The organism is Rhodococcus sp. O3 (assembly GCF_048897285.1).
Classification (GTDB): Bacteria; Actinomycetota; Actinomycetes; order Mycobacteriales; family Mycobacteriaceae; genus Rhodococcus.
Genome location: NZ_JBMBTE010000038.1, coordinates 15,642 through 38,147, shown reverse-complemented (window position 1 = coordinate 38,147; position 22,506 = coordinate 15,642). Strand labels below are relative to the sequence as shown.

The following is a 22,506-nucleotide window of genomic DNA, read 5'->3' as shown; positions in this document are numbered from 1 at the left end:
CAGGCCACTTTCATCGAGGGCGAGTGTAGACACGAAACGGTGAGCTTTACAAGTATTACTATCCTTATAAGGATGAGGGGTCCGGTGAGGGTGTCGAGTGCGCGGTGACCGAATCCGGTCGAGCCGGGGAGCGGGTGATTACGTGCAGAAAGCACACCGTGCTCCGGTCGCGGGATCGGCAACCGGAGGTGTCTTCGTGGTGATCGGGTACGGCTCGGAAGCCGACGAGGTTTCGGTGGGGGCTGTTACCGGATGAGCTTCGTTGTGAGTGAGGTCAAGTGGTCGCGCGTGATCGTGGCAGCGGTCGTCCGGTCGCGGCGTGCGATGGCGTCGTAGAGGCGTTCATGGGTGGCGTGATCGGCGTCGTCCCCGAATGTGCCGCGGGCGCGGAGCATCTCGATCATGGCCTGGCGGTTGCGGGGTGTGAAGCTGTCGAACAGGTCGAGAAGAATCGGGTTGTGAGCGGCGATCACGACGCCGCGGTGGAAGGCGATGTCCGTGTCGACGTGTTCTTCGATCCCCGCGCGGTGGGTTTCGCGTTCTCGCAGTGCTTTTTTCAGCGTGCGGAGTTCGGTGGTCGTGCGACGGTCCGCGGCGAGGGCCGCGGCTTCGACTTCGATGGCGATGCGGGCTTCTATGACCGTGCGGACGTCGGCTCGAGCGACGGTCCGCGTCCAGTCCTCGGGGGCGTCGAGGGCGACGACGAACACGCCGGCGCCTTGCCGGGTGGCGAGGATGCCGCGGCCGGCGAGTTGGCGGATCGCCTCGCGGACGGTGGAGCGGCCGACGCCGAGTTGCGGGGCCAGGGTCGTCTCGCCGGGCAGCTTCGCGCCGAGGGGCCATTCTCCGGAGCGGATGCGCTCGAGCAGCACTTCGGCAGCCTGATCGGCGAGAGGTTCGCGGCGGACGAGGGTCATGATCCCATCATCGCAGAACTCCCGACCCCTCTACTTGTCTGAGGAGTTGTGCTACTGTTCCCGACGTGCGCTCCTTCGCATTCCTTCTCCTTCGCCGCCACGGCGGGGTTTAGCCGGACCGGCTCCCCGTCGTGGAGTCGAACATGCGCCGGTCCCCGTCCACGACGATCGACGAAGGACCTCTTTCCGGATGAGCACCAGCATGTTCTCTCGCATCTCCACTCCTGCCGGCCCGATTCCCGCCGATGCCCCCGGCTGGAACAGGCAACGGCACTCCCGCATGCCCTCGCACCGATACTGCGACGTGTTCTCGCGTGTCGCGGTGCCCCTGACGCAGCGGCAGTGGCCGATGAATCGGCTCACCGCGGCGCCGTTGTGGGTGCCGGTGGATCTACGGGACGGCAACCAGGCGCTGGCCGAGCCGATGGACCCCGAGCGCAAGCGCCGCTTCTTCGAGTTGATGGTTGCGATGGGCTACAAGGAGATCGAAGTCGGCTACCCGTCCGCCTCCCAGACGGACTTCGACTTCGTGCGGCTGGTCGCCGCAACCGACATCGCCCCGCCCGATGTCACCATCGTGGTTTTCACGCCCGCCCGTCGTGACCTGATCGAGCGGACGGTGGAATCCGTCCGCGGCATCGGCAACGAGGTCGTCATCCACATGTACACCGCCACCGCCCCGGTCTGGCGTGACGTCGTGCTCGACCGCGACCGCACAGCGCTGAAGGAACTGATCCTGGCCGGCGGGCGTGACGTGCTGGAACTGGCCGGTGATCTGCCGAATGTGCGATTCGAGTTCTCGCCCGAGGTCTTCAACCTCACCGAACCCGACTATGCGCTCGAAGTGTGCGACGCGATGACCGAGCTGTGGGACGCGACCTCCGAGCGGCCGGTGGTCGTGAATCTTCCGGCGACGGTGGAGATCGCAACCCCGAATGTGTATGCCGACCAGATCGAATACATGCACGAGAACCTCGCCCGCCGCGACGCGGTGATCCTGTCCGTGCATCCGCACAACGATCGTGGCACCGGGATCGCCTGCGCCGAACTCGCCGTCCTCGCAGGAGCTCAGCGGGTCGAGGGTTGCGTTTTCGGCAACGGGGAACGCACCGGCAATGTCGACATCGCGACCCTCGCTCTGAACCTGCACGCGCAGGGCATCGACCCGATGATCGACTTCTCCGACATCGACGAGATCCGCCGCACCGTCGAGTACTGCAATCGCATCGAGATCCACCCGCGACATCCGTACGTCGGAGACCTGGTGCACACCGCCTTCAGCGGCACCCACCAAGACGCGATCAAGAAGGGTTTCGCGGAGCATCAGGCTCGCGCCGCCGCCGAGGGGCGGCCCGAGTCCGAGATCGAGTGGCGGGTGCCGTACCTGCCGATCGACCCCACCGACATCGGCCGTAGCTACGACGCGGTGATCCGGGTCAACTCACAGTCCGGCAAAGGCGGAATCGCCTATCTGCTCGAAAGCGAATACGGCATCGAACTGCCGCGCCGGCTCCAGACCGAATTCGCCCGCCACGTGCAACAACACACCGACGCCACCGGCGGTGAAATTACTCCGGTCGAGCTGTGGGGAATCTTCGAAGCCGCGTACCTCACGCAGTCGGACGTACCCGGCGCCCCGGCGCTGCTCGGCTTCGACGTGACCGGCACCGTCACCACGATCACGCTGGGTATCGGCGACACCGAAAACCGCAGCGTGCACGAGGGTGTGGGTCCTGTCGAAGCGTTGACCGCCGCGCTGGCCCGGCACGACATCCATATCGAAGTGCTCGGCCTCCACCAGAGCAGCATCGGTACCGGGAACGGCACCGACGCCTTCACGCTGGTCGAATGCCGCAGCCGCGAGGGCACGGGTTGGGCCGCAGGACGCCATCGCTCCGTGCTCACCTCGAGTCTTCAGGCGATCATTCGCGCCGCACGCGATGGGTCGCGGCGACCGCAGCAGCACGGTGAGCCGATAGTTCCGGCATCCGCGCAGGTCGTGGCCTCGGGATGAGGCGTGGGTCGACGGCACAGTCACCGTCGACCCGCGCCGGGTCGGAAGACGGTTGGCCGGGGTGCTGTGAGCACCGTCCGGGTGATCGCTCTAGATCCGGGGGCGCTGACCCGCCTGCCGGGCCATCGCGGACGACGCGTTCACGACGCCGTCGTCGAAGCGATCGAGAAGAATCGCCTGGGTCGCGGCCAGGTGTGCGCGGGCGATGCGTTCGGCCTCGCTGTCGCGGCCGGCCGCGATCTCGTCGACGATCCGGCGATGGATCCGCACCGCCTCCCGCGCGTCCTCCTCGGAGGGGTACTCGCCGCGGCGGGTGAGCACCTCGGCCCAGGCGACCTCCTGCGCCGACCACAGCGCCACCAGGCTGCTCACCACGTATCGCACCGTCACGTTGGGTGTGAAGGAGACGACGAGATCGTGGAATTCGCGGGCGATCCGGGTGAAGGCGACGCCGTCGTCGACCACCTCGGCGCTCGCGTTCACGTTGGCCTCGAGGGCCGGAACGACGACCTCTGCGCGGTCCGGGCGGCGCGCCAGTTCCGCCGCGCACATCGGTTCGAGTTTCTGCAGGCCGGCAGCGAGATCGCCGAGGGTGACGCGGGCGCCCTGGAGTGCCAGGCCGAGGTGGTAGGCGGCCGAGAATTCGTCCGGCCGGTGCACCTCGGCACCGCCGACGTTGCCGCGACGCACCGTGACCAGCCCTTCGGTCTCGAGGATGCGCAGTGCTTCCCGGATCGAGGGGTAACTGACGCCGAAGTCCTTGACCAGCTGGTCCTGCGTGGGGAGGCGATAGTTGTCGTCCGAGAGGATGTGGTCGCGAAGCTCGGCGGCGACCGTTTCCGCTATGCGCCGCTGGGGAACTCGGCCGCGCCGCGGGGTCGTCACGAAGTGCGCCTTTCATCCATGCGCGTCAGTCTATCCGTAGGTCGAGTCATACTTCCAATTATTGACAGTCTTATAACATCAAGTATTGCTATCCTTATTAGGATTGACGTAGTGTCCGCTCATGGACTTCACGATGGGCGGGGAGGCCCCGGAGTTGCGGCGCGAACTCCGTAGGCTGGTGCAGGACCATGTTCCCGAGCACTTCCTCGGAGCGTTCACCGACGATCCGGCCGATCTCGAAGCGGCCCAAGCATTCTGCCGGCTCCTCGCCGAGCGCGGGCTGCTGTGCGCGGCCTGGCCGGAGGAATTCGGCGGGCGTGGAGCCACGATCTGGGAACAGACCGTCGTTCGCGAGGAGATGTGGGCGCACCACGAACCGCGCGGCGCGCAATACATGGGCGTGAACTGGGTCGGGCCCACCATCATGCGGCACGGAACCGCCCGCCAGCGGGACGAACACCTGCCGCCCATCGCGCGCGGCGAGGTGATCTGGTGCCAGGGCTTCAGTGAGCCCGAGGCCGGTTCCGATCTCGCGTCGCTGCGCACCGCAGCCCGCCGGGACGGCGACGGCTGGCTCGTTTCGGGCCAGAAGATCTGGACGTCCTACGCGACCATGGCGCAATGGTGCTTCCTGCTGGCCCGAACCTCGACCGGGGAGCGGAAACAACAGGGGCTCACAGTCTTTCTCGTCCCCATGTCCGCACCGGGAATCGAGGTCCGGCCCATCCGGTCCATGCTCGGACCGCACCACCTCAACGAAGTCTTCTTCGACGACGTGCGCGTCACCGAGGCGGACGTGCTCGGCGAGGTCGACGACGGCTGGTCCGTCGTGCAGGAGGTCCTGTCCTACGAGCGGGTGGGAATCGCCCGGTACGCGCGCTGTGAGCGACTGTTGCAAGCGGCACCCTCCGTGCTCGGCGACCGCTGGGACGACGTACCCGTCGAGCTCCGGGCTCGCTGGGCGCGCATGCTCACCCACTGCCGGCGTGCGCGTCTGCTCGCGTACCGCGTGGTGTCGCTGCAGGAGGACGGCACCGTCCGGCCCGGCGACGCCGCGGCCTACCGGATCGCGGTCACGACTCTCGATCAGGGCAGCGCCGAGGTGCTCACCGAGATCGCCGTGTACGCGACACCCCCCGACGGCCGCGCGGAAGAATTCGACAATGCGACGGCCCTGTGGTTCCGCCGGGCGGTGGAGGACCACTGGCGGTACTCCCAGGCCGCGACGGTCGCATCCGGCAGCATCGAGATGCAGCGCATTCTTCTGGCCCGAGCCCTCCTGGCGGCATCATGAACATCGAATTGAGCACGGAAGCAACGGACTACGGGCAGGAGGCGCTGCGGGCACTCGAAGCGGCCGGTGGCGACGAGCTCGTCCGGCGCGTCGAGAACGACCCATCGCTCCGGCAGGACATCGTCGTGCCCGTGCTCGCCGAACTGGGCGCATGGGATCTCGATCCGCGCGGCGACGCCGACGAGCTCGAGGCCGCCGCCGCACTGTGCCGCAGCGTCGGGTACTGGGCGGTGCCCTATCCGGTCGCCGAGCGCCTGGCCCGTCCGGCGGATCTGGACGTCGACGGACTGGTCGTCGTCGCCGATTCGGATCCCAAGGCACCCATCGCGAACCTCGATCTGCGTTGGGTCGCAGTCGCACTCGACGGACGACGCAGTCGTGCGATCGCACGCCCACCGAGCACGCCGCCGCGCATGTCCGCGTTCGCGGCGCAGCTCGATCTGCTGCCGATCGACGACAACGGTCTCGGCGACCTCGCGCTCGCACTGACCCTGCCGTGCTGGACCCTGCTCGGCATGCTCGACCGGGCAATGGATCTCACGCGGACCCACATCCAGCTCCGCGAACAGTTCGGTGCTCCGCTCGCGCGCCTGCAGGGGGTGCAGTTCCAGCTCACCGAGGCCGAAGTCGAACGCAGCGGGCTCGACGTGCTCGCCAAGTACACGCTGTGGAGCATCCAGGCGGGTAACGCCGAGGCACTCGACGATGCGCTCGCGCTGCGGCTCGCGGCCGTCGAGGCAGCGCAGGTCGTCTTCCGCGTCGCTCACCAGCTGCACGGGGCCGGCGGCTTCTGCGACGAGACGACGGTGTCGTGGATCTCCCGCTACAGCATCCCCCTGCGACGCATCCCCTGGGGCCCGTCCGGCACGCTCGACGCCCTGACCCGCACCGTCGGCCGGCGCGGCCTGACCGGCCTGTTCAGTCCGACCGCCGAGGAGGCGCTGCTGTGACCTACGACCTCCCGGACGTGCTCACCGTCGAATCCGACGGACCCGTCCGGATCGTCACCGTCAACCGCCCGGACGAACTCAACGCGGTGAACAAGGAATTGCACTGGGCGCTCGCGCACGTGTGGCGCCGACTCGCGGCGGATCGGGACGCCGCCGTCGTCGTGCTCACCGGGGCGGGCCGGGCGTTCAGCGCCGGCGGCGACCTCGACTGGATCTCGTCGTTCCTCGACGACCCGGTCGCGCGCGACGAGAGCATCCGCGAGGGCGCCGAGATCATCGAGGAACTGCTGCGATTCCCGTTGCCGGTGATCGCCGCCGTCAACGGTCCCGCGGTCGGGCTCGGGGCCAGCATCGCGGTGCTGTGCGACATCGTGCTCATGTCCGAGCGCGCATTTCTGGCCGACCCGCACGTCGCCGTCGGGCTGGTCGCCGGTGACGGCGGCGCAGCCTTCTGGCCGCTGCTCACCCCGATCCTGCGGTCGCGGGAGTATCTGTACACCGGCGACCGCATCCCCGCGGCCACCGCCGTCGAACTCGGACTCGCCAGCCGCGTCACCGCACCCGACGACCTGCTTCCCGAGGCCCGGCTGCTCGCGGCGCGGCTCGCCGCGCAGCCGCCGCAGGCCTTGCAGGGCACCAAACGCATCGTCAACATGTACCTGTCCCAGGCACTGGCGGGGCCGATGCAGGCCGGCTTCGCCGCCGAGGTCCACACGATGCAGACGCCGGAGCATCGGGACCGGCTCCTGGCGTTACGGGAGAACACCGACCGGCAGAACGGCAGGCGGAAGGAGCCCGCGAGATGAGCCCGGCACCACCCGCGCTCGACGAGTTCCGCGCCGAGGTTCGTGCCTGGTGTCGCGATCACGTTCCCGCGCAGTGGCGCTCGGCGCAGACCGGCGTCTCCGACGACGAGTTCGTCGCCTTCCAGAAGGCATGGTTCCGGGAACTGCGCGACGCCGGATACGCCGTGCCGCACTGGCCGAAGGAATGGGGCGGCGGCATGTCCGTCGCCGAACAGGTGGTCCTCTACCAGGAACTGGCCGCCCACGACGCGCCGCGGCTCGTGCTGCCGTTCGTCTCCATCCACCACGCGGCCTCCACGCTGCTCGCCGCCGGCACCGACGACCAACGCCGGCGTCACCTGCCCGCGATCCTCGACGGCGAGATCTGGTGCCAGGGCTTCTCCGAACCCGGCGCCGGATCCGACATGGCAGCACTCTCGACGACGGCCCGCAGGGACGGTGACACCTACATCGTCGACGGGCAGAAACTGTGGGCGAGCGGCGCAGTGCACGCGGACTGGTGCCTGCTGCTGGCCCGCACCGACCCCGACGCACCGAAACGGCGCGGCATCTCCTACTTCCTGATGGACATGCGCACGCCCGGGGTCGAGGTCCGGCCGATCCGGCAGGCCACCGGCGAATCGCACTTCTGCGAGATCTTCCTCGACGGCGTCGCGGTACCCGAGGCCAACCGCGTCGGGCCGGAGAACGAGGGGTGGAAGGTCGCGCAGGAAACCCTCGGTGCCGAGCGCGGCATGACGATGCTCGAACTCGCGGAACGGCTCGGCACCGGCGGATTCCGCCGGCTCGTCGAGCTGTGCGCACGGCCCCGGCCCGACGGGAGCGTACCCCTGGACGATCCGGTCGTCGCCGATCGGCTGGCCGCACTCGAAACCGAGATCACCGGACTGCGCGCGCTGTGCGCCGATTTCGTCGCCGACGACCGGCCCGGTCCCGCGGACGCGTCCATCGTCAAGCTGTACTACAGCGAACTGCTGCAGCGCACCACCGATTTCGGTGCCGACGTCGCCGGTCTCGCCGCCCAGACCGAATTGCGCAAGCCGCTGTCGAGCAGCTGGGAATCGGGACCGTGGGTCCTCGATTTCATCGGCTCGTGGGAATGGACGATCCCGGGAGGGACCAGCGAGATCCAGCGCACCATCATCGGCGAACGCGCGCTGGGCCTGCCACGCGAACCGAGGAGCGCGACATGACCGGCACCCTCGATCTCACCGAGTTCCACGACGAACTCCGGACCGTCGCACGGAATGTGCTCGCCGCCGCGGATCGCGACAGCGCACCGCCCTGGACTCGCGTCTCCACCTCGGGATGGCTCGGACTCGAGGTCGACGAGGAATTCGACGGCGCCGGAGCGGGATTCGCGGAGACGGCCGTCGTCCTCCGCGAATACGGACGGGCCGCGGCCCGGGGCCCGCTCCCGGCTGTCGCTGCTCTCGCGGTGCCGGCCCTCGGACTCGTGGATCCCGGTTCGGTGCGGGACCGGCTGCTGCGCGAGGCCGTGGCAGGCGCGACCGTCCCGGTCCTCGTGCTCGGCGGCGAGACTCTCGGGGTGACGCCCTTCCGCCTCGACTCCGGCGTGGAGGGGCCGGTGCTGCACGGGGAGACCTCGTTCGTGCTCGACGCACCCGGCGCCGACCGGCTGCTCGTGCCGGCGACGAGATCCGACGGCACGGTCGTCCTCGTCGACGTGGATCCCGGCGCCGGTGGTGTCGAGGTCACGGACCAGCCGGTGCTCGATGCCACCCGTTCCTTCGGCCGGGTCGTCGCGGAGGGCGCCGTGGTCGCCGCCGACACCGTTCACGCGTTCCGCGACGGTGCCTCGGCCCTGCGGCATCTGGCCGACCGGGCGGCCGTCGCGGTCGCATGCGACAGCCTCGGCCTCGCCGAAGCCATGCTCGACACCACCGTCGCCTACGTCGGTGTACGCGAGCAGTTCGGACGCAGGATCGGTTCGTTCCAGGCCGTCAAGCACGCGTGTGCCGACATGCTCGTCTCGATCAGCGTGTCGCGGCGCCTCGTCGCTGCCGCGGTGCGGAACGTCGCGGAGGGCGCGCCGGACGCCGCGGTGTCGGTTTCGATGGCGAAATCGCACGTGTGCGCCGCGGCCGTCGACATCGCAGGCAAGGCCATGCAACTGCACGGCGGCATGGGCTACACCTGGGAGAGCGGCATCCACGTGTACCTCAAGCGCGCGACGCTGAACCGCTCGCTGTTCGGGTCGCCCACCGAGCACCGCCGTCGGCTGGCGCAACGCTACGTCAGCCCTGCAGGCGTGCGACCGCGAGCTTGCGGACCTCGTCGGTCTTGATCTTCGCGCTGCCGGTCAGCGAGATCTCGTCCTCGTCGAAGAACAGCACATGGCGCGGAACCTTGTAGCTCGCCAGCTGTTCCCGGAGGTGACTGCGGATCTTCTTCGCCTCGAGGTTCGCGTCGGCGTGCGGCACGATGCACGCGACGACGACTTCGCCGAGCGTCTCGTGCGGCACCCCGACCGTGCGGGCGACCTTGACTCCCGGGAGACCGATCAGCACCTCGTCAACCTCGAGCGGTGAGACGTTCGCGCCCCCGGTCTTGATGATGTCGTTGAGCCGGCCCTCCCAGAACAGCCGGCCCTCGTGGTCGAGGCGTCCTCCGTCACCGGTGTGGAAGAAGCCCTCGGCATCGAGCGTGTCGGACAACGGGATTCCGAGGTAACCGAGCATCAATGTCGGTCCCTTGACGCAGATCTCACCACTGGTCCCGACGGGGACCGGGACTCCGGACAGCGGTTCGACGACCTTGACGGTGACACCCGGCAAGGGCACCCCGCTGCTGCCGGCGGTCACCTCGTCGGGGGTGTTCGCCGGGTACGCCGTCGAGATCGTGAAGGTCTCGGTGTTGCCGTAGGCATGGCCGGGTTCGCGGTAGTCGACCGACACCGAGGGGTGACGTGCGATGGGAGTGCTGTTGTCCACGAACCGCATCGCGCTCAGGTCCGCCTCCGCCCAGTTCGGGGCGGCTTCGAGTTGTGCCCACTGGTGCGGCCACGCGACCGGGAAGTTCACCCGTTCGCGTTCCATGAGGTCGAGCGCTTCGGCGGCGTCGAACACGGACTGCAGGACGAGCGAGCCGCCCTTCGACAGGGTCGCACCGAGCGCCATCCCGAAGTTGCCCGACCAGAAGAAGCCGTTCGCCGACCAGCAGCGCACGTCGTCCGCGGGCTCGAAGCCGTACATCCGCCCGAACCGCCACGACTGGATGCTCACCCCCCGGTGGGCGCTGAGGATGCCTTTCGGCTTGCTCGTCGTGCCCGAGGAGAAGAACAGGACGGCGGTGTCGCTCGGTTTGACCGCCGCGGCCGTCGCCTCGACGACTCGCCTGGGCACGTCACGTCCCCCTGCGACGAACGTGTCCCACGACTCGATCGCCCCACCGCCGGGTGCCTCCCCGACCGTGGCGAGATACCGCAGGTGCGGATAGCGCGCCGACCGCAGATCGCCGGGGGAGGACCGGCCGATCTCCGGTTCGAGTTCGACGAGTGCCTCGGCCAGGTCCCGGTTCGCGACGGTGCGTTCGAACAGCAGCACCGAGACGCCCGAGGTCTCGATGAGGAAGTCGAGTTCGGCGGAGGTCGAGAACGTGCTGAGCGCGACCGCGACGCCGCCGGCGAGCGATGCGCCGAAGGTCGCCGCGATCCACTCGGGCCGGTTGGTCATCAATACCCCGACCCGGCCGTCCTTCCCGACTCCCAACGCGCGCAATGCCTTCGCGACCTCGATTGCGCGTTCCCAGAATTCGGCGTAGCTCCAGCGGGTGACACCGCCGGCTTCGTGCATCACGAGGGCCTCACGATCGGCGTACGCCGTGGTGACCTCGCGCAGGAACCCGGGCAGTGTCAAGGTACCGAGCCCGGGCTCCTCGGTGAGCGGTGGTCCCGAGACGATCGAAACCGGTTGTGCCGATACAGCATTCTCGACGGTCGTCATGTCGGCCCCCCTTGTGCTCGATTCGTTCGGTACGGCAGTTCGATCTCTGCGGTGCAATCGACCAGGACGGCGGAATCCTGGTTGGTCAGACGAAGTTTCACCTGGACGAGGGGCACACCCCACGGGGTGTCGGTCTGCTTGTCGATCACCTCGGCGTCGAAGTACGTGACGTCGCCCTCGAAAGCGGGACCGCGGAAGTCCGCCTTGGTGTGACGGACCATGCCGTCGTTGCCCGCCCAGTAGGACAGGTAGTCGGTGCACCAGGCGCCCATCGTCGCGCCGTAGCCGTAGGCGCGGGCCATTCCGACCTCACTGGCCTTGTCGGCGTCGATGTGCCCACGCGACGGCCCGACGTAGAGCCCGTCCCGCTTGCGCGGATCGATCCTGGCGCCTTCCTCGTCGAAGCCGAATCCCTCGACCCATCCCGGGTCCTGGTTGATCCACGGATCCTCGAGGCCGGCAGGTGCGGTCCACTGGAAGGTGCCCCAGATGTTGAACAGGAACGCGCGGTATTCGGTGGTGAACGTCGCGATGCTGTGCGGGCCGATCACCCGTCGCGGCAGGGTGTCTCCGACCTTGACCTCGTCGAAATGCGGTGAGACGCCGAGTCGGTTGGACAGGATCCACTCGTGGCGCAGTGATTCGATCTCGGTGAGCTCCTCGGCGGTCCACCGTTTGATCTCCCCGAGCTGGTTCTCGTACATGCCGCGCTCGGTCGCCTCGGACGAAAGGTACCGGATCGCGGTGGACCGCTCCTTCGCGACGAGCGCTCCGTGCTGGTTGCGGTGAACGGTGTCGCCGCGCGAGAACATCGTCGGACCGGCGAACTTGGTCTCCACCACCTTGTAGTCGTGGAAACGGCGATCCTGGAAGAGCTTGTCGCCGGGGCGGACCGGGGTGCCGTAGAACCACCATTCCTCGCCTCCGAAGATCAGGTGGCTGCCGGGAATGCGGCCCACGCAGGCGGGTTGCGCGCCGTGGCCGTAGTCGAGGGCCACCGCGATCGACTGCGGTGCGACGATGCCGCCGAACCGCGATTCCCGCGCGAACTCCTCGTCCCAGTGGAGCGGGTTCGGGTAGTCCATGGCCATCACCCAGCGCCGGATGTCGGAGCCGCTGCACGGATCCCACAGCTGGCCGCCGCCGACGGGCTTGCCGACGCGATGATCGACGTCGGACAGGTCGAGTTCGGTGACCTCGGCCGGATTCGATTTCTTGCTCACGTCTACTCCTTGATCATCGATTGACGTCGACGACGATGCGACCGCGCACGTTGCCGTCCATGAGCTTTCCGGCGGCACCGATCGCTTCCTCCAGCCCGACCTCGTGGGCGATCGCGTCGAGCGCGCTCGCGTCGAGATCGCGGGCCAGCCGGTCCCACGCGGCGGTGCGCCGGGGATGCGGGGCCATCACGCTGTCGATACCGAGGAGGGAGACGCCGCGCAGGATGAACGGTGCGACCGAGGCGGGGAAGTCCATGCCCTGTGCGAGACCGCATGCCGCAACCGCGCCGCCGTAGCGGGTCTGGGCGCACGCGTTGGCGAGGGTGTGGCTACCCGCGGTGTCGACGACGCCGGCCCAGCGTTCCTTCTGCAACGGTTTGCCCGCCGCGGACAGTTCGGCGCGATCGAGGACGGCCGTGGCACCCAGCGAGGTGAGATAGTCTGCCTCCGAGGTCTTTCCGGTCGCGGCGGTGACGCTGAACCCGGCCTTGGCGAGCAGAGCGATGGCGACGCTGCCGACGCCCCCGGTCGCGCCCGTCACCAGGATGTCGCCCTGATCGGGGGCGATCCCGAAGGCGACGAGAGCGTCGACGCACAGGCTCGCGGTGTAACCGGCGGTCCCGATCGCCATGGCCTGCCGTGTGGTGAACGCCTCGGGCAGCGGAACCAGCCAGTCGCCGTCGATCCGGGCACGCTGAGCCAGTCCGCCCCAATGGGTTTCGCCGACGCCCCAGCCGTTGAGCACCACGCGGTCACCCTTCGACCATCGTTCGTGCGAACTGTCGGCGACGACGCCTGCGATGTCGATCCCGGGCACCATGGGGAACTTGCGTACGACCGGGGACCTACCGGTGATCGCGAGAGCGTCCTTGAAGTTGAGGGTCGAGTACTCCACGTCGACGGTGACGTTCCCGTCGGGCAGATCGGTGTCCTGCAGGCTCTTGCGCGTCACCGTCTGTCCGGTTTCGGGCTTCTCGATCACCAGTGCGGAAAACATCGTCGAAACAATTCCTTCCTCGAGCCGTCGAGCGATATCGGATGTGCATTCGTCGGACCGGGCGCCGTGTTCGGAAGCGGCGTCGCCGGAGCCTGTGCAGCGGACATTACGTCAATCCTTGTAAGGATGACAATACTTGAATCCTAGGGAGCCGATGGCGATATCAGCAGCGTGACCGAACGTGGGGATCGGCCTCAGCGCGCGGTCCAGCCGCCGTCGACGACGATCGTCTGGCCCGTGACGTAGCTGCCCGCGTCGCCGGCGAGCCACACGACCGCACCGACGATGTCGTCCGCGATGCCCTCCTTCGGGAGCGGCGTGTTGCGGCGCAGATACTCGGTGGCCCGATCGCTCTCGTAGAGCGGACCGGTGATCTCGCTGCGGAAGAAGCCGGGCGCCACGGTGTTCACCCGGATCGAGTGCCGTGCCCACTGCACTGCGAGTTCGGAGGTCAGACCCGACAGGCCGAGCTTGCTCGCGGCATAGGACGCCTGCGGGATGCCCGGGACACCCACCCGGCCGCTGATGGACGAGATGTTGACGATCGATCCGCGACCGGCCGCCCGCATGTGCGGAAAAACGTCCTGCGCGAGGCGGAACGGGGCGAGCAGGTTCAGATCGAGCGTGCGCCGCATCGCGTCGAGCGGCTCGGACTCGGCGCGTTCCTCGGTGAACATGCTCCCCGCGGCGTTCACCAGGATCTCCGGGTGTCCGAGGTGGTCGAGCACCGTCGGCACGACCTCGGCGACCCGGTCCAGGTCGGACAGATCGCAGGCCACGGGCAGGCCGTCGATCCGCTGTGCCAGGTCGGCGAGCCGGTCGCGACGCCGCGCGACGAGCGCGACCTTCGCGCCCAGCGACGCCAGGGACTCGGCCACGGCTGCGCCGAGACCGGAAGACGCCCCGGTTACGATCGCCACCCGCCCGTCCAAGCCGAACATCCTCGCGGCGGCGTCACCGATGGGCGCCACAGGGCTCTCCTCTCGATCGGGGCTCGATCCTCGCACGGATCGGGCGGCGGCGCGGGAGTTATTCACGGCCGGCATTGCGGTGTTCGGTGACACTGCGGTGTTCGGTGACACTGCGGTGTTCGGTGGCACTGCGGTGTTCGGTGGCACGGTGGGCGGCGACGAATTCGGCGAGACCCGCGCGCTGGATCTTGCCCATCGCATTGACCGGTAGCGCGTCGACGCGGGTCCAGAGCTCGGGAATCTTGTACGACGCGAGCTCGCGTCGGCACAACGCAGTGATCGCGTCGAAATCCGGTTCGGGGCGGTCACTTTCGACGACCGCTGCGACACGCTGGCCGAGCCGGTCGTCGGGGATCGGGTACACGGCGGCCTTGGTGATGTCCGGGTGGGTGGCGAGTACGCGTTCGACCTCGAGGGGGTAGACGTTGGCGCCGCCGCGGATGATGACGAGTTTCTTGCGGTCGAGGACGGTCAGCCACCCCTCGCCGTCGACGGTTCCGATGTCGCCGGTGGGGACGGGGCCGGACCCCGTTGGCCGGATGCGTCCGTTCTCCCAGTATCCGAGCATCGGCGTCCACGTGTGCGCCCACGGGCCCTCGCCGGTGCCGGCGAGTTTCAGTTCGCCGAGTTCACCGTGGGGAAGCCGGTGGCCGTCGTCGTCGTATGCGGCGACGTCGTACTGCGGTAGGACCCGCCCGCTGGTCCCGGGGCGCCAGTCGTCGCCGGCCGGATCGATGGACACGACCGTCGGCGCCTCGGTCAGTCCGTAGGTGACGCGGGGAACCAGTCCGTGCGTCTCGGCGAAAGCGCGGCGCAGTGAGTCGGGGGTGTCGCCGCCGCCGCTCCACACCTCGCGCAGCGACCCGAGGTCGATGTCCGGGCGACGGGCCAGGTCGAACAACTGTGCCGGAGCGCCGTTCCACACCGTGACCTTGCGGGTCGTGATCCATTCGGCGACACCGTCGAGGTCGCGGCGGTTCATCACGACCGCGCAGCCGCCGGCCTGGGCGGTGAGAAGGGTGGACAGAACCATCAGATTCAGGATCGTCAGCGGGAAGCTGTCGCCCTTGCGTAGATCCGGTCCCCAGCCGCGGCTGACGACGAGGGTCGCGCCGGGCAGCAGCAGATTGCGGTGGCTGTGGACGACTGCCTTCGGACTTCCGGAAGTGCCACTGGTGAAAGCGATTCCGGCGGGGGAGTCGAGACCGACGTCGACCGGGGGCGCGTCGTCGGTGCGGGTCAGCAGGTCGGACCACCGGTCGAGGCGCAGACACTCGGGGGTGTCCAGCGCGCAGTGGTCGCCGGCGAGCACGACCGTCGGCGCGCACAGCTCGTACAGGTTCCGCTGTTCGGCTTCCGCGAGCGCCTCGCCGATCCCCGCCCAGATCGCCCCGATGCGCATGGCGCCGTGGAACGCCGCGACGATGTCGAGGTCGTTGGGCAGGCACGCGGCGACACGGTCGCCGGGACGGACCCCGAGCGACCACAGGGCGCCGGCCGCGCGTCGCGCCTGTTCGTCGAGTTCCGCGTAGGTCCACACGCCCGAGGCGGCGTCGATGGCCGGGGCGTCCGGTCGTTCGGCGAGTGCGGTGTCGAGGACGGAAGCGATGGGGGCCTGCGGCCCCGTGTGCCTTTGTGGCGGCCCCGGGCGCCACAAAGGCACACGGGCAGTGGCCGTTGGATTCGTTTCCACCCCACAGTCATACCACTATCCTTGTAAGGATTCACCTGATAGTGTGACGCCGCCCGGGAGGGATTCGAACAGTGCGTCACCGATCCGACAGAACGCAGTGAGGGTGAGCAGGATGGAACACACAGGTCCGCTGTCCGGCGTGCGGGTCGTCGACCTTACGGCCATGGTGATGGGCCCGTACTGCACGCAGATCATGGCGGACATGGGTGCCGAGGTGATCAAGATCGAACCGCCCGCCGGGGACAACACCCGCTACATCTCCGCGGGACCCGAACCGGGCATGAGCGGGGTCTTCGTCAACGTGAACCGCGGCAAACGCAGCGTCGTGCTGGATCTGCGTGCCGACGAGGACCGTGCGGTGCTGCGCGAACTCGTCACCGGCGCCGACGTGTTCATCCATTCGATGCGCGCGAAGGCGATCGCGAAACTCGGCTTCGGCTACGACGAGGTCGCCGCGCTGAACCCGGCGATCGTCTACACCAACTGCTACGGCTACGGCCGCGGCGGAGCGGACGCCGATCTCACCGCCTACGACGACACGATCCAGGCGGAATGCGGACTGCTGTCCGCCCAGGAACAACTGACCGGTGACGCCGACTATGTCGGCACCATCATCGCCGACAAGGTTGCGGGCCTGACCGCCGTGTACGCCACGGTGATGGCGCTGTTCCATCGGGAACGGACCGGCGAGGGGCAGGAGGTCGAGGTCGGGATGTTCGAGACGATGGCGTCGTTCATGCTCGTCGAACACGCCAACGGCGCGATGTTCCACCCCGCCGTGGGGCCGGCGGTCTACCACCGCGCGGTCGCTCCCAACCGCAGGCCGTACCGGACCAAGGACGGCCGGATCTCGGCGCTGGTGTACAACGACAAACAATGGACCGCGTTCGTCGAGGCAGTGAAACCGGCGTGGGCGGGACCGCATTACGCGACGCTCGAGCAACGGGCCCGCAGCATCGACACCGTCTATGCGCGTCTCGGTGAGACCTTCCTCGAACGGACCACCGCCGAGTGGCTCGACCTCCTGCGCAGCCTCGACATCCCCGCTGCGCCGGTCCGCAGTCTCGACGAACTGTTCGACAACGCCCACCTCGACGACGTCGGCTTCTTCCAGGACGTCGAGACCCCGTACGGCCACGTCCGATTCCCCGGGCCCCCGACGTGGCTGTCCCGAACACCCGGCCGTGTCGCCGGAGCCGCACCCCGGCTCGGGGAACACACCCGTGAAGTGCTCGACGAACTGCGGGTCGCCGGCGCGCGAGCGAACGGCACCGACTCGTGATCGGGTCGAATTCACACCGCGGAACATGCACGCCCACCGCCGATCTCGCCGAATACCTGCGGCCGGGAGATCACATCGTCATCGGGCAGGCGTGCGGCGAACCGACCACCCTGATCGAAGCGCTGATCGAGCAGGGCCGCGACATCGGCGGACTCACGGTGTTCGTCGCCACGAGCTTCTCCGGGATCTTCGCGCCCGGCCGGACCGACAGCTTCGCGATGTCGAGCATGGGCGCAATCGGCGCGCTGCGGGCGCTGAGCAAGGCCCACGAACTCGATGTGATTCCCTGCCACGTCAGCAGGATCGGGCCGATGATCGAAGCCGGAACCATCCGGTGCGATGTCGCATTCGTTCAGGTCGCTCCCGCGGATGCGAACGGACACCACAGCTTCGGGCTCGTCAGCGACTACGTCCAGTCCGCTGTCGCGACGGCCCGGGTGGTGGTCGCCGAGATCAACGACCGGGTTCCCTTCACCCTCGGCGAATCTCTGCCGTCCTCGAAAATCGATTGCGCGGTGCATGTTTCACGACCGCCGGTCGAGGTCCCGCCGGCGGCGGTCGGGGAGGTCGACGCGTCCATCGCGCACCACGCCGCCGCCTACATCGAGGACGGATCGGTCATCCAGACCGGGGTCGGCGCCGTGCCCGACGCAATCCTGCGGCTCCTGCACGACCGGGTGGATCTCGGTGTGCATTCCGGCATGATCGGCGACGGGCTCGTCGATCTCATCGAATCGGGTGCGATCACCAACGCGCGCAAGCGAATCGACCGGGGCATCTCGATCACCGGAGCGCTGATCGGAACCGCGCGGCTCTATGGATTCGCCCATCGCAACCCGATGATCCGCATGTGCACCACGGCCTACACGCACGACGCGGGCGTCCTCGCGCAACTCGACGATCTCGTCACGATCAACTCGGCGATGGAGATCGATCTGACCGGGCAGGTCAACGCCGAACAGAGTGGCGCGTCGTATTTCGGCGGCACCGGCGGGCAGGTCGACTTCGTGCGGGCCGGCGCGCGGTCACCCGGTGGACACGCGATCACGGCACTACCCGCGACCGCGAAAGGCGGCACGGTCAGCCGGATCACCGCGGCACTGTCCGGTCCGGTGACCACCGCGCGCTCCGACGTCGACGTCGTCGTCACCGAATTCGGCGCGGCGGAACTGCGGGGCCGCACCCTGCGTGAACGCGCGCGGCGACTGGTCGCGATCGCGCACCCGGACTTCCGGGAGGACCTGGAGCGGCAGGCCCACATCATCGAGCAGCGAGGTTTCTAGTGAGCGAGGACCGCGGATGAGCGAGGCCGTACTGTTCGATGCCCGCGACGACGGCATCGCGGTCGTCACGCTGAACCGGCCCGAGACCCGCAACTGCCTGACCTCGGAGATCCGCCGGGGGCTCTACGACGCGTGGGAGCGCTTCGAACACGACCCGGACCTGCGTGTCGCGGTTCTGACCGGGGCGGGGGAGAAGGCGTTCTGTGCGGGTGGTGACCTGAAGGAAATGGTCGAGACCGGCATGCGGGTGCCGCCGCGCGATCTGATTCCCGTCCCGTACGACACCGTCGAACTGTCGAAGCCGACGATCGCCGCGGTCAACGGTGCCGCGTTCGCCGGTGGCTGGCTGATCGCCCAGAGTTGCGACCTGTGTGTGGCGAGCACGACCGCGACCTTCGCCGTCACCGAGGTCAAGGTGGGGCGCAGTTCCCCGTGGGCGTCGCCGCTGATCCACATGATCCCGCAGCGCATCATGATGGAGATCCTGCTCACCGGAAAGCCGATCACCGCGCAGCGCGCGTACGAGATCGGCCTGGTCAACAGAATTGCCGAACCGGCCGATCTGCTCGCATCGGCGCTCGAGCTGGCAGGGGAGATCATCGCGGGTGCCCCGCTGTCGGTCCGTGCGGCGCGTGAGACCGTGATGATCTCCACGGAGATGGGACGGTCGGCTGCGTTGCGGGCGGCCCGGCACGCGTCGGAATCCTGCTACAACAGTCACGACGCGCAGGAGGGGCCGCGCGCGTTCGCGGAGAAGCGAGCTCCACAGTGGCGGGGCCACTAGAGGGCAGCAGTGGCGGGGCCGCTGATTCCGGTGCGACGTGGGTACACACTGACGACCGGAGTGTTGCGGCTCCGGTTCCGTCCCGGGCCGGTGGCGGACGTGACAGCCTGAATGCAACGGCCGAGAACGCTGGCCGGGGCAGGAGCGACGATGACCTCATCCCCATCCCCCGTTGCCGACCCCCCGGCCGAAGGGTCGGGTCCGACCATCGGGGTGGAGGAGGAATTCGTCCTCGCCGATCCCGAGACCGGGGCACCGTGGCTCGACAACGTCGCCGTCGCCGCCGCCGGGCGCGAACTCGGCATCGACCTGCAACTGGAACTGTCCCGATGCCAGATCGAAACCGCCACACCGGTGTGCGCGAGCATCGAGGAGTTGCGGACGCAACTGCGGCGGACGAGATCTCGTGCCGCCGCGGCCGCCGCGTGCGCGGGCGCGGTACTGCTGGCCACCGCGGTACCCCCGGCCGGCCCGCCGCCGCGCCTGATCACCGACCAGGAGCGATATCACAGCCTGCTCGGCAACTTCGGGCTGCTCGGCGAGCAGGTCATCTGTGGCTGTCACGTCCACGTCGCCATCCCCGACCGGGACACGGGGGTACAGGTCAGCAATCATCTGCGGCCCTGGTTGCCGGTCCTGCTGGCGCTGACCGCGAACTCGCCCGTCGCAGCCGGGCGCGACACCGGCTACGCCAGCTGGCGTCATGTGCTGTGGATGCGGTGGCCCAACGCCGGGCCGCCGCCCGTTTTCGAATCCGCGGAGCACTACGACGCGGTGATCGCGACCATGCTCGAGCGCGAGGTCATCCTCGACAAGGCGATGCTCTACTGGGACATGCGTCTGTCGGCGCATCTGCCCACGATCGAGATCCGTATCGGCGACACCCAGGCCACCGTGGACGAGGCGGTCCTGCTCGCGACCTTGGTGCGCGGCCTGGTCGTCACCGCACTCGATCCCACCCGGCAGGGACGACAGGAGCTCGACGTGGAGCCGGAGGTTCTGCGCGCCGCATACTGGCGGGCCGCGCGGGACGGCGTCACGGGGCGCGCGGTCGATACCGTGTCCGGGCGCCTCGTGCCCGCAGCGCACCCGATCTTCCGGCTCCTCGAGCATGTTCGGCCCGCTCTCGAACGCACCGGCGACTTCTGCGCCGCCCGGGAGGCCGTGCAGCGCGTCCTGGCCACCGGGAACGGTGCCGCCCGGCAACGAGCGACTCTCGAGGCCGGCACACTCGCCGACGTCGTCCGGCTCGTGACCTGCGCACCCGAGCCGGACATGTCGTGAAACACCTGTCGGACCCTGCTGGTAACTCTGGATCGACGCGGTGGCTCCGGTGCGTGTCGGGCGCCGCGGCCGGTCACGATCACACTTCGGGGGAGTAGTTGGAATCTTCGATCACGCAGGCGGCGCAGCGGATCGCGACGGTCGCGCACGCCGGTCAGGTCGACAAGGCCGGGCGCCCGTACATCACGCATCCCGCCCGAGTAGCGGCCCGGGTGGCCGGCGACGATCATGCCGTCGCGGTTGCCTGGCTGCACGACGTCGTCGAGGACACGACGGTGACGCTCGCGGATCTCGGGGAGCAGTTCCCGGCAGAGGTCGTCGCCGCAGTCGACGCGTTGACCCGCCGGGACGGTGAGGAACCGGCCGAGTACTACGCGCGGGTGCGCCGGATCCCGCTGGCATTGACGGTCAAGCTCGCGGATCTCGCCGACAACAGCGACCCGCAGCGACTGGCCCGTCTGGACGATGCGACCCGTGAACGACTGGTGGCGAAGTACGCTCGCGCGCGCGCCGAGCTGACATCCTGCGGGTGATCCGTCCGTGGACGCGTCGAGCCCGTCCGGAACGTTCCGGACGGGCCCGACGAAATCTGTGCGGCTCTACCGCGGGCGGCGACGCCTGATGGCGTCGACCACGATGACGAGCACGAGGAGCACGGCGACACCGATGAGGTACAAGTCCTCGACGTGACCGGCGTGGTTGCCGATGAGCATGAACAGCAGGAAGATCGCGCCGATGATGCCCATGGTGCGGTACAGCTTGGGAGCTTCACCGCTCCAACCCCACTCCGCCGAGGGCACCTCGGCCGTGTCGACCTTGGTGGACTGCAACTCGGTACCGGCCACGGTTGTTCCTCCTGCTCGAAAGATCGCGCTGTTGGGCTAATCGTGACATACGACCGCCTGTCGTATGAAGTGGGGGCGGTGCCCGCGCGTCGCCGGCGGCCGTGACCGATTCAGGGACGGCTCAGGTGCATCAGGAACAATGGTCGCGTGGTCGACACTGAATCCCGCTCCCGCACCCGCGTCCTGCTGCTCGGCAGCACCGGATCGATCGGCACCCAGGCGCTCGAGGTCATCGACGCCAACCCCGACAAGTTCGAGGTCGTCGGCCTCGCCGCGGGCGGCGGCAACCTCGAGCTGCTCGCCGAGCAGATCCGCGCGACGGGTGTCTCCGAGGTCGCGATCGCGAACCCGGACGCCGCGGCGCGGCTCGCGTTGCCCGGAGTGACGGTCCGCAGCGGCCCGTCCGCCGTCACGGACCTCGTGCGCGAGACCGAAGCGGACGTCGTTCTCAATGCCCTCGTCGGCTCGCTCGGTCTCGAGCCGACGCTCGCGGCCCTCGCGACGGGGGCGCGGCTCGCGCTCGCGAACAAGGAGTCCCTCGTGGCCGGGGGCGCGCTCGTCACCGCCGCGGCCGCGCCCGGTCAGATCGTGCCCGTCGACTCCGAGCATTCGGCCCTGGCGCAGTGCCTGCGCGGCGGCACCACCGGTGAGGTTGCCCGTCTGGTGCTCACGGCATCGGGTGGCCCGTTCCGCGGGTGGAGCGCAGAGCAGCTCGAGGACGTCACGCCCGAGCAGGCCGGTGCGCATCCGACCTGGTCGATGGGGCCGATGAACACCCTCAACTCGGCGACCCTCGTCAACAAGGGACTCGAGCTCATCGAGGCGCACCTGCTGTTCGGCATCGGCTACGACCGCATCGACGTCACCGTGCATCCGCAGTCCATCGTGCATTCGATGGTGACGTTCGCCGACGGTTCGACCCTCGCGCAGGCGTCGCCGCCGTCGATGAAGCTGCCGATCGCGCTGGCCCTCGCGTGGCCGGACCGGGTGCCCGAGGCAGCTCCCGCTCTCGACTTCACCACGGCGTCGACCTGGGAGTTCGAGCCCGTCGACAACGTCGTCTTCCCGGCGATCGAACTCGCCCGCGCCGCGGGACGCGGCGGCGGCAGCCTCACCGCCGTGTACAACGCGGCGAACGAGATCGCCGCGGAGGCGTTCCTGGCGGGTGCGCTGCCGTTCCCCGGCATCGTCCGCACCGTCGAGTCAGTGCTGAACGACGCACACGAGTGGTCCGCCGAACCCGCTACCGTGGAAGACGTGCTCGCCGCCGACGGCTGGGCTCGGGACCGAGCCCGCGCGCTCGTGAAATAGGA

Annotated in this window: 20 protein-coding genes; 12 read left to right on the top strand and 8 right to left on the bottom strand. The window is 68.7% G+C overall.

Translation table 11 applies throughout. The features are described from left to right. Window positions 1–245: 245 nt before the first annotated feature. Entirely contained in the window at window positions 246–917 is a 672-nt protein-coding gene (locus ACN675_RS13235) for a FadR/GntR family transcriptional regulator (protein WP_420751273.1), read from the bottom strand. Between the two features lie 190 nt (window positions 918–1,107). On the opposite strand from ACN675_RS13235, the gene ACN675_RS13230 reads away from it, so the two are divergent. Further along, on the top strand, window positions 1,108–2,931 hold the full coding sequence (locus ACN675_RS13230) for a 2-isopropylmalate synthase (protein WP_420751272.1): 1,824 nt from the start codon (window positions 1,108–1,110) through the stop codon (window positions 2,929–2,931). Between the two features lie 90 nt (window positions 2,932–3,021). On the opposite strand, the gene ACN675_RS13225 is transcribed toward ACN675_RS13230, so the two are convergent. Next, on the bottom strand, window positions 3,022–3,816 hold the full coding sequence (locus ACN675_RS13225; protein WP_420751271.1) for a FadR/GntR family transcriptional regulator: 795 nt from the start codon (window positions 3,814–3,816) through the stop codon (window positions 3,022–3,024). 121 nt (window positions 3,817–3,937) lie between these two features. On the opposite strand from ACN675_RS13225, the gene ACN675_RS13220 reads away from it, so the two are divergent. From ACN675_RS13220 to ACN675_RS13200, 5 genes are read left to right on the top strand one after another with little or no spacing between them, the layout of a single operon-like run. Continuing rightward, the gene (locus tag ACN675_RS13220) at window positions 3,938–5,110 is read left to right on the top strand and encodes an acyl-CoA dehydrogenase family protein (RefSeq protein WP_420751270.1); all 1,173 of its coding nucleotides are present in this window, start codon (window positions 3,938–3,940) and stop codon (window positions 5,108–5,110) included. Further along, on the top strand, window positions 5,107–6,060 hold the full coding sequence (locus ACN675_RS13215; RefSeq protein WP_420751269.1) for an acyl-CoA dehydrogenase family protein: 954 nt from the start codon (window positions 5,107–5,109) through the stop codon (window positions 6,058–6,060). Before ACN675_RS13220 ends, ACN675_RS13215 begins: the two co-directional genes overlap by 4 nt. Further along, window positions 6,057–6,866 (top strand): enoyl-CoA hydratase/isomerase family protein, encoded by an 810-nt coding sequence (locus tag ACN675_RS13210; RefSeq protein ID WP_420751268.1) that lies wholly within the window; start codon window positions 6,057–6,059, stop codon window positions 6,864–6,866. The genes ACN675_RS13215 and ACN675_RS13210 overlap by 4 nt, the downstream gene beginning before the upstream one ends. Beyond that, a complete protein-coding gene (locus ACN675_RS13205) occupies window positions 6,863–8,059 on the top strand; it encodes an acyl-CoA dehydrogenase family protein (protein WP_420751267.1) in 1,197 nt (398 codons plus the stop codon). The genes ACN675_RS13210 and ACN675_RS13205 overlap by 4 nt, the downstream gene beginning before the upstream one ends. Beyond that, window positions 8,056–9,174 (top strand): acyl-CoA dehydrogenase family protein, encoded by a 1,119-nt coding sequence (locus tag ACN675_RS13200; RefSeq protein ID WP_420751266.1) that lies wholly within the window; start codon window positions 8,056–8,058, stop codon window positions 9,172–9,174. Before ACN675_RS13205 ends, ACN675_RS13200 begins: the two co-directional genes overlap by 4 nt. Here the strand turns inward: ACN675_RS13200 and ACN675_RS13195 are convergent. The 5 genes from ACN675_RS13195 to ACN675_RS13175 form a co-directional block, all read right to left on the bottom strand. Further along, on the bottom strand, window positions 9,125–10,831 hold the full coding sequence (locus tag ACN675_RS13195) for a class I adenylate-forming enzyme family protein (protein ID WP_420751265.1): 1,707 nt from the start codon (window positions 10,829–10,831) through the stop codon (window positions 9,125–9,127). The two genes, ACN675_RS13200 and ACN675_RS13195, sit on opposite strands and share 50 nt — an antisense overlap. Continuing rightward, the gene (locus ACN675_RS13190; protein ID WP_420751264.1) at window positions 10,828–12,054 is read right to left on the bottom strand and encodes an FAS1-like dehydratase domain-containing protein; all 1,227 of its coding nucleotides are present in this window, start codon (window positions 12,052–12,054) and stop codon (window positions 10,828–10,830) included. Before ACN675_RS13190 ends, ACN675_RS13195 begins: the two co-directional genes overlap by 4 nt. Window positions 12,055–12,067: 13 nt before the next feature. After that, window positions 12,068–13,051, bottom strand: coding sequence for an MDR family oxidoreductase (locus ACN675_RS13185; RefSeq protein WP_420751263.1), 984 nt, complete (start codon window positions 13,049–13,051; stop codon window positions 12,068–12,070). A gap of 194 nt (window positions 13,052–13,245) precedes the next feature. Continuing rightward, window positions 13,246–13,992: an SDR family NAD(P)-dependent oxidoreductase gene (locus ACN675_RS13180; RefSeq protein ID WP_420751281.1), complete on the bottom strand. Its 747-nt coding sequence runs from the start codon at window positions 13,990–13,992 to the stop codon at window positions 13,246–13,248. A gap of 88 nt (window positions 13,993–14,080) precedes the next feature. After that, a complete protein-coding gene (locus ACN675_RS13175) occupies window positions 14,081–15,685 on the bottom strand; it encodes a class I adenylate-forming enzyme family protein (RefSeq protein WP_420751262.1) in 1,605 nt (534 codons plus the stop codon). A 142-nt stretch (window positions 15,686–15,827) separates the two neighbouring features. Between ACN675_RS13175 and ACN675_RS13170 the strand changes: the two genes are divergently transcribed. From ACN675_RS13170 to ACN675_RS13150, 5 genes are all read left to right on the top strand, one after another. Further along, window positions 15,828–16,997 carry a CaiB/BaiF CoA transferase family protein gene (locus tag ACN675_RS13170; RefSeq protein WP_420751261.1) on the top strand — a complete coding sequence of 390 codons (1,170 nt, stop codon included), beginning with the start codon at window positions 15,828–15,830 and terminating at the stop codon, window positions 16,995–16,997. Next, the gene (locus ACN675_RS13165; RefSeq protein WP_420751260.1) at window positions 16,994–18,280 is read left to right on the top strand and encodes an acetyl-CoA hydrolase/transferase family protein; all 1,287 of its coding nucleotides are present in this window, start codon (window positions 16,994–16,996) and stop codon (window positions 18,278–18,280) included. The genes ACN675_RS13170 and ACN675_RS13165 overlap by 4 nt, the downstream gene beginning before the upstream one ends. A gap of 16 nt (window positions 18,281–18,296) precedes the next feature. Then, entirely contained in the window at window positions 18,297–19,064 is a 768-nt protein-coding gene (locus tag ACN675_RS13160) for an enoyl-CoA hydratase/isomerase family protein (RefSeq protein ID WP_420751259.1), read from the top strand. A gap of 150 nt (window positions 19,065–19,214) precedes the next feature. Beyond that, on the top strand, window positions 19,215–20,348 hold the full coding sequence (locus tag ACN675_RS13155; RefSeq protein ID WP_420751258.1) for a carboxylate-amine ligase: 1,134 nt from the start codon (window positions 19,215–19,217) through the stop codon (window positions 20,346–20,348). A 98-nt stretch (window positions 20,349–20,446) separates the two neighbouring features. Continuing rightward, window positions 20,447–20,881: an HD domain-containing protein gene (locus ACN675_RS13150; RefSeq protein ID WP_420751257.1), complete on the top strand. Its 435-nt coding sequence runs from the start codon at window positions 20,447–20,449 to the stop codon at window positions 20,879–20,881. 66 nt (window positions 20,882–20,947) lie between these two features. Here ACN675_RS13150 and ACN675_RS13145 read toward each other — a convergent pair whose 3' ends face one another. After that, complete coding sequence (locus ACN675_RS13145; RefSeq protein WP_420751256.1) at window positions 20,948–21,193, bottom strand: DUF2631 domain-containing protein; 246 nt, start codon at window positions 21,191–21,193, stop codon at window positions 20,948–20,950. 147 nt (window positions 21,194–21,340) lie between these two features. Between ACN675_RS13145 and dxr the strand changes: the two genes are divergently transcribed. Next, a complete protein-coding gene (dxr, locus tag ACN675_RS13140; RefSeq protein ID WP_420751255.1) occupies window positions 21,341–22,504 on the top strand; it encodes a 1-deoxy-D-xylulose-5-phosphate reductoisomerase in 1,164 nt (387 codons plus the stop codon). Window positions 22,505–22,506: the final 2 nt, after the last annotated feature.

Coding starts and splice junctions, on each gene's coding strand:
- ACN675_RS13235 (WP_420751273.1), bottom strand. CDS start 917: ATGACCCTCGTCCGCCGCGAACCTCTCGCCGATCAGGCTGCCGAAGTG.
- ACN675_RS13230 (WP_420751272.1), top strand. CDS start 1,108: ATGAGCACCAGCATGTTCTCTCGCATCTCCACTCCTGCCGGCCCGATT.
- ACN675_RS13220 (WP_420751270.1), top strand. CDS start 3,938: ATGGACTTCACGATGGGCGGGGAGGCCCCGGAGTTGCGGCGCGAACTC.
- ACN675_RS13215 (WP_420751269.1), top strand. CDS start 5,107: ATGAACATCGAATTGAGCACGGAAGCAACGGACTACGGGCAGGAGGCG.
- ACN675_RS13205 (WP_420751267.1), top strand. CDS start 6,863: ATGAGCCCGGCACCACCCGCGCTCGACGAGTTCCGCGCCGAGGTTCGT.
- ACN675_RS13200 (WP_420751266.1), top strand. CDS start 8,056: ATGACCGGCACCCTCGATCTCACCGAGTTCCACGACGAACTCCGGACC.
- ACN675_RS13195 (WP_420751265.1), bottom strand. CDS start 10,831: ATGACGACCGTCGAGAATGCTGTATCGGCACAACCGGTTTCGATCGTC.
- ACN675_RS13185 (WP_420751263.1), bottom strand. CDS start 13,051: ATGTTTTCCGCACTGGTGATCGAGAAGCCCGAAACCGGACAGACGGTG.
- ACN675_RS13180 (WP_420751281.1), bottom strand. CDS start 13,992: ATGTTCGGCTTGGACGGGCGGGTGGCGATCGTAACCGGGGCGTCTTCC.
- ACN675_RS13170 (WP_420751261.1), top strand. CDS start 15,828: ATGGAACACACAGGTCCGCTGTCCGGCGTGCGGGTCGTCGACCTTACG.
- ACN675_RS13160 (WP_420751259.1), top strand. CDS start 18,297: ATGAGCGAGGCCGTACTGTTCGATGCCCGCGACGACGGCATCGCGGTC.
- ACN675_RS13155 (WP_420751258.1), top strand. CDS start 19,215: ATGACCTCATCCCCATCCCCCGTTGCCGACCCCCCGGCCGAAGGGTCG.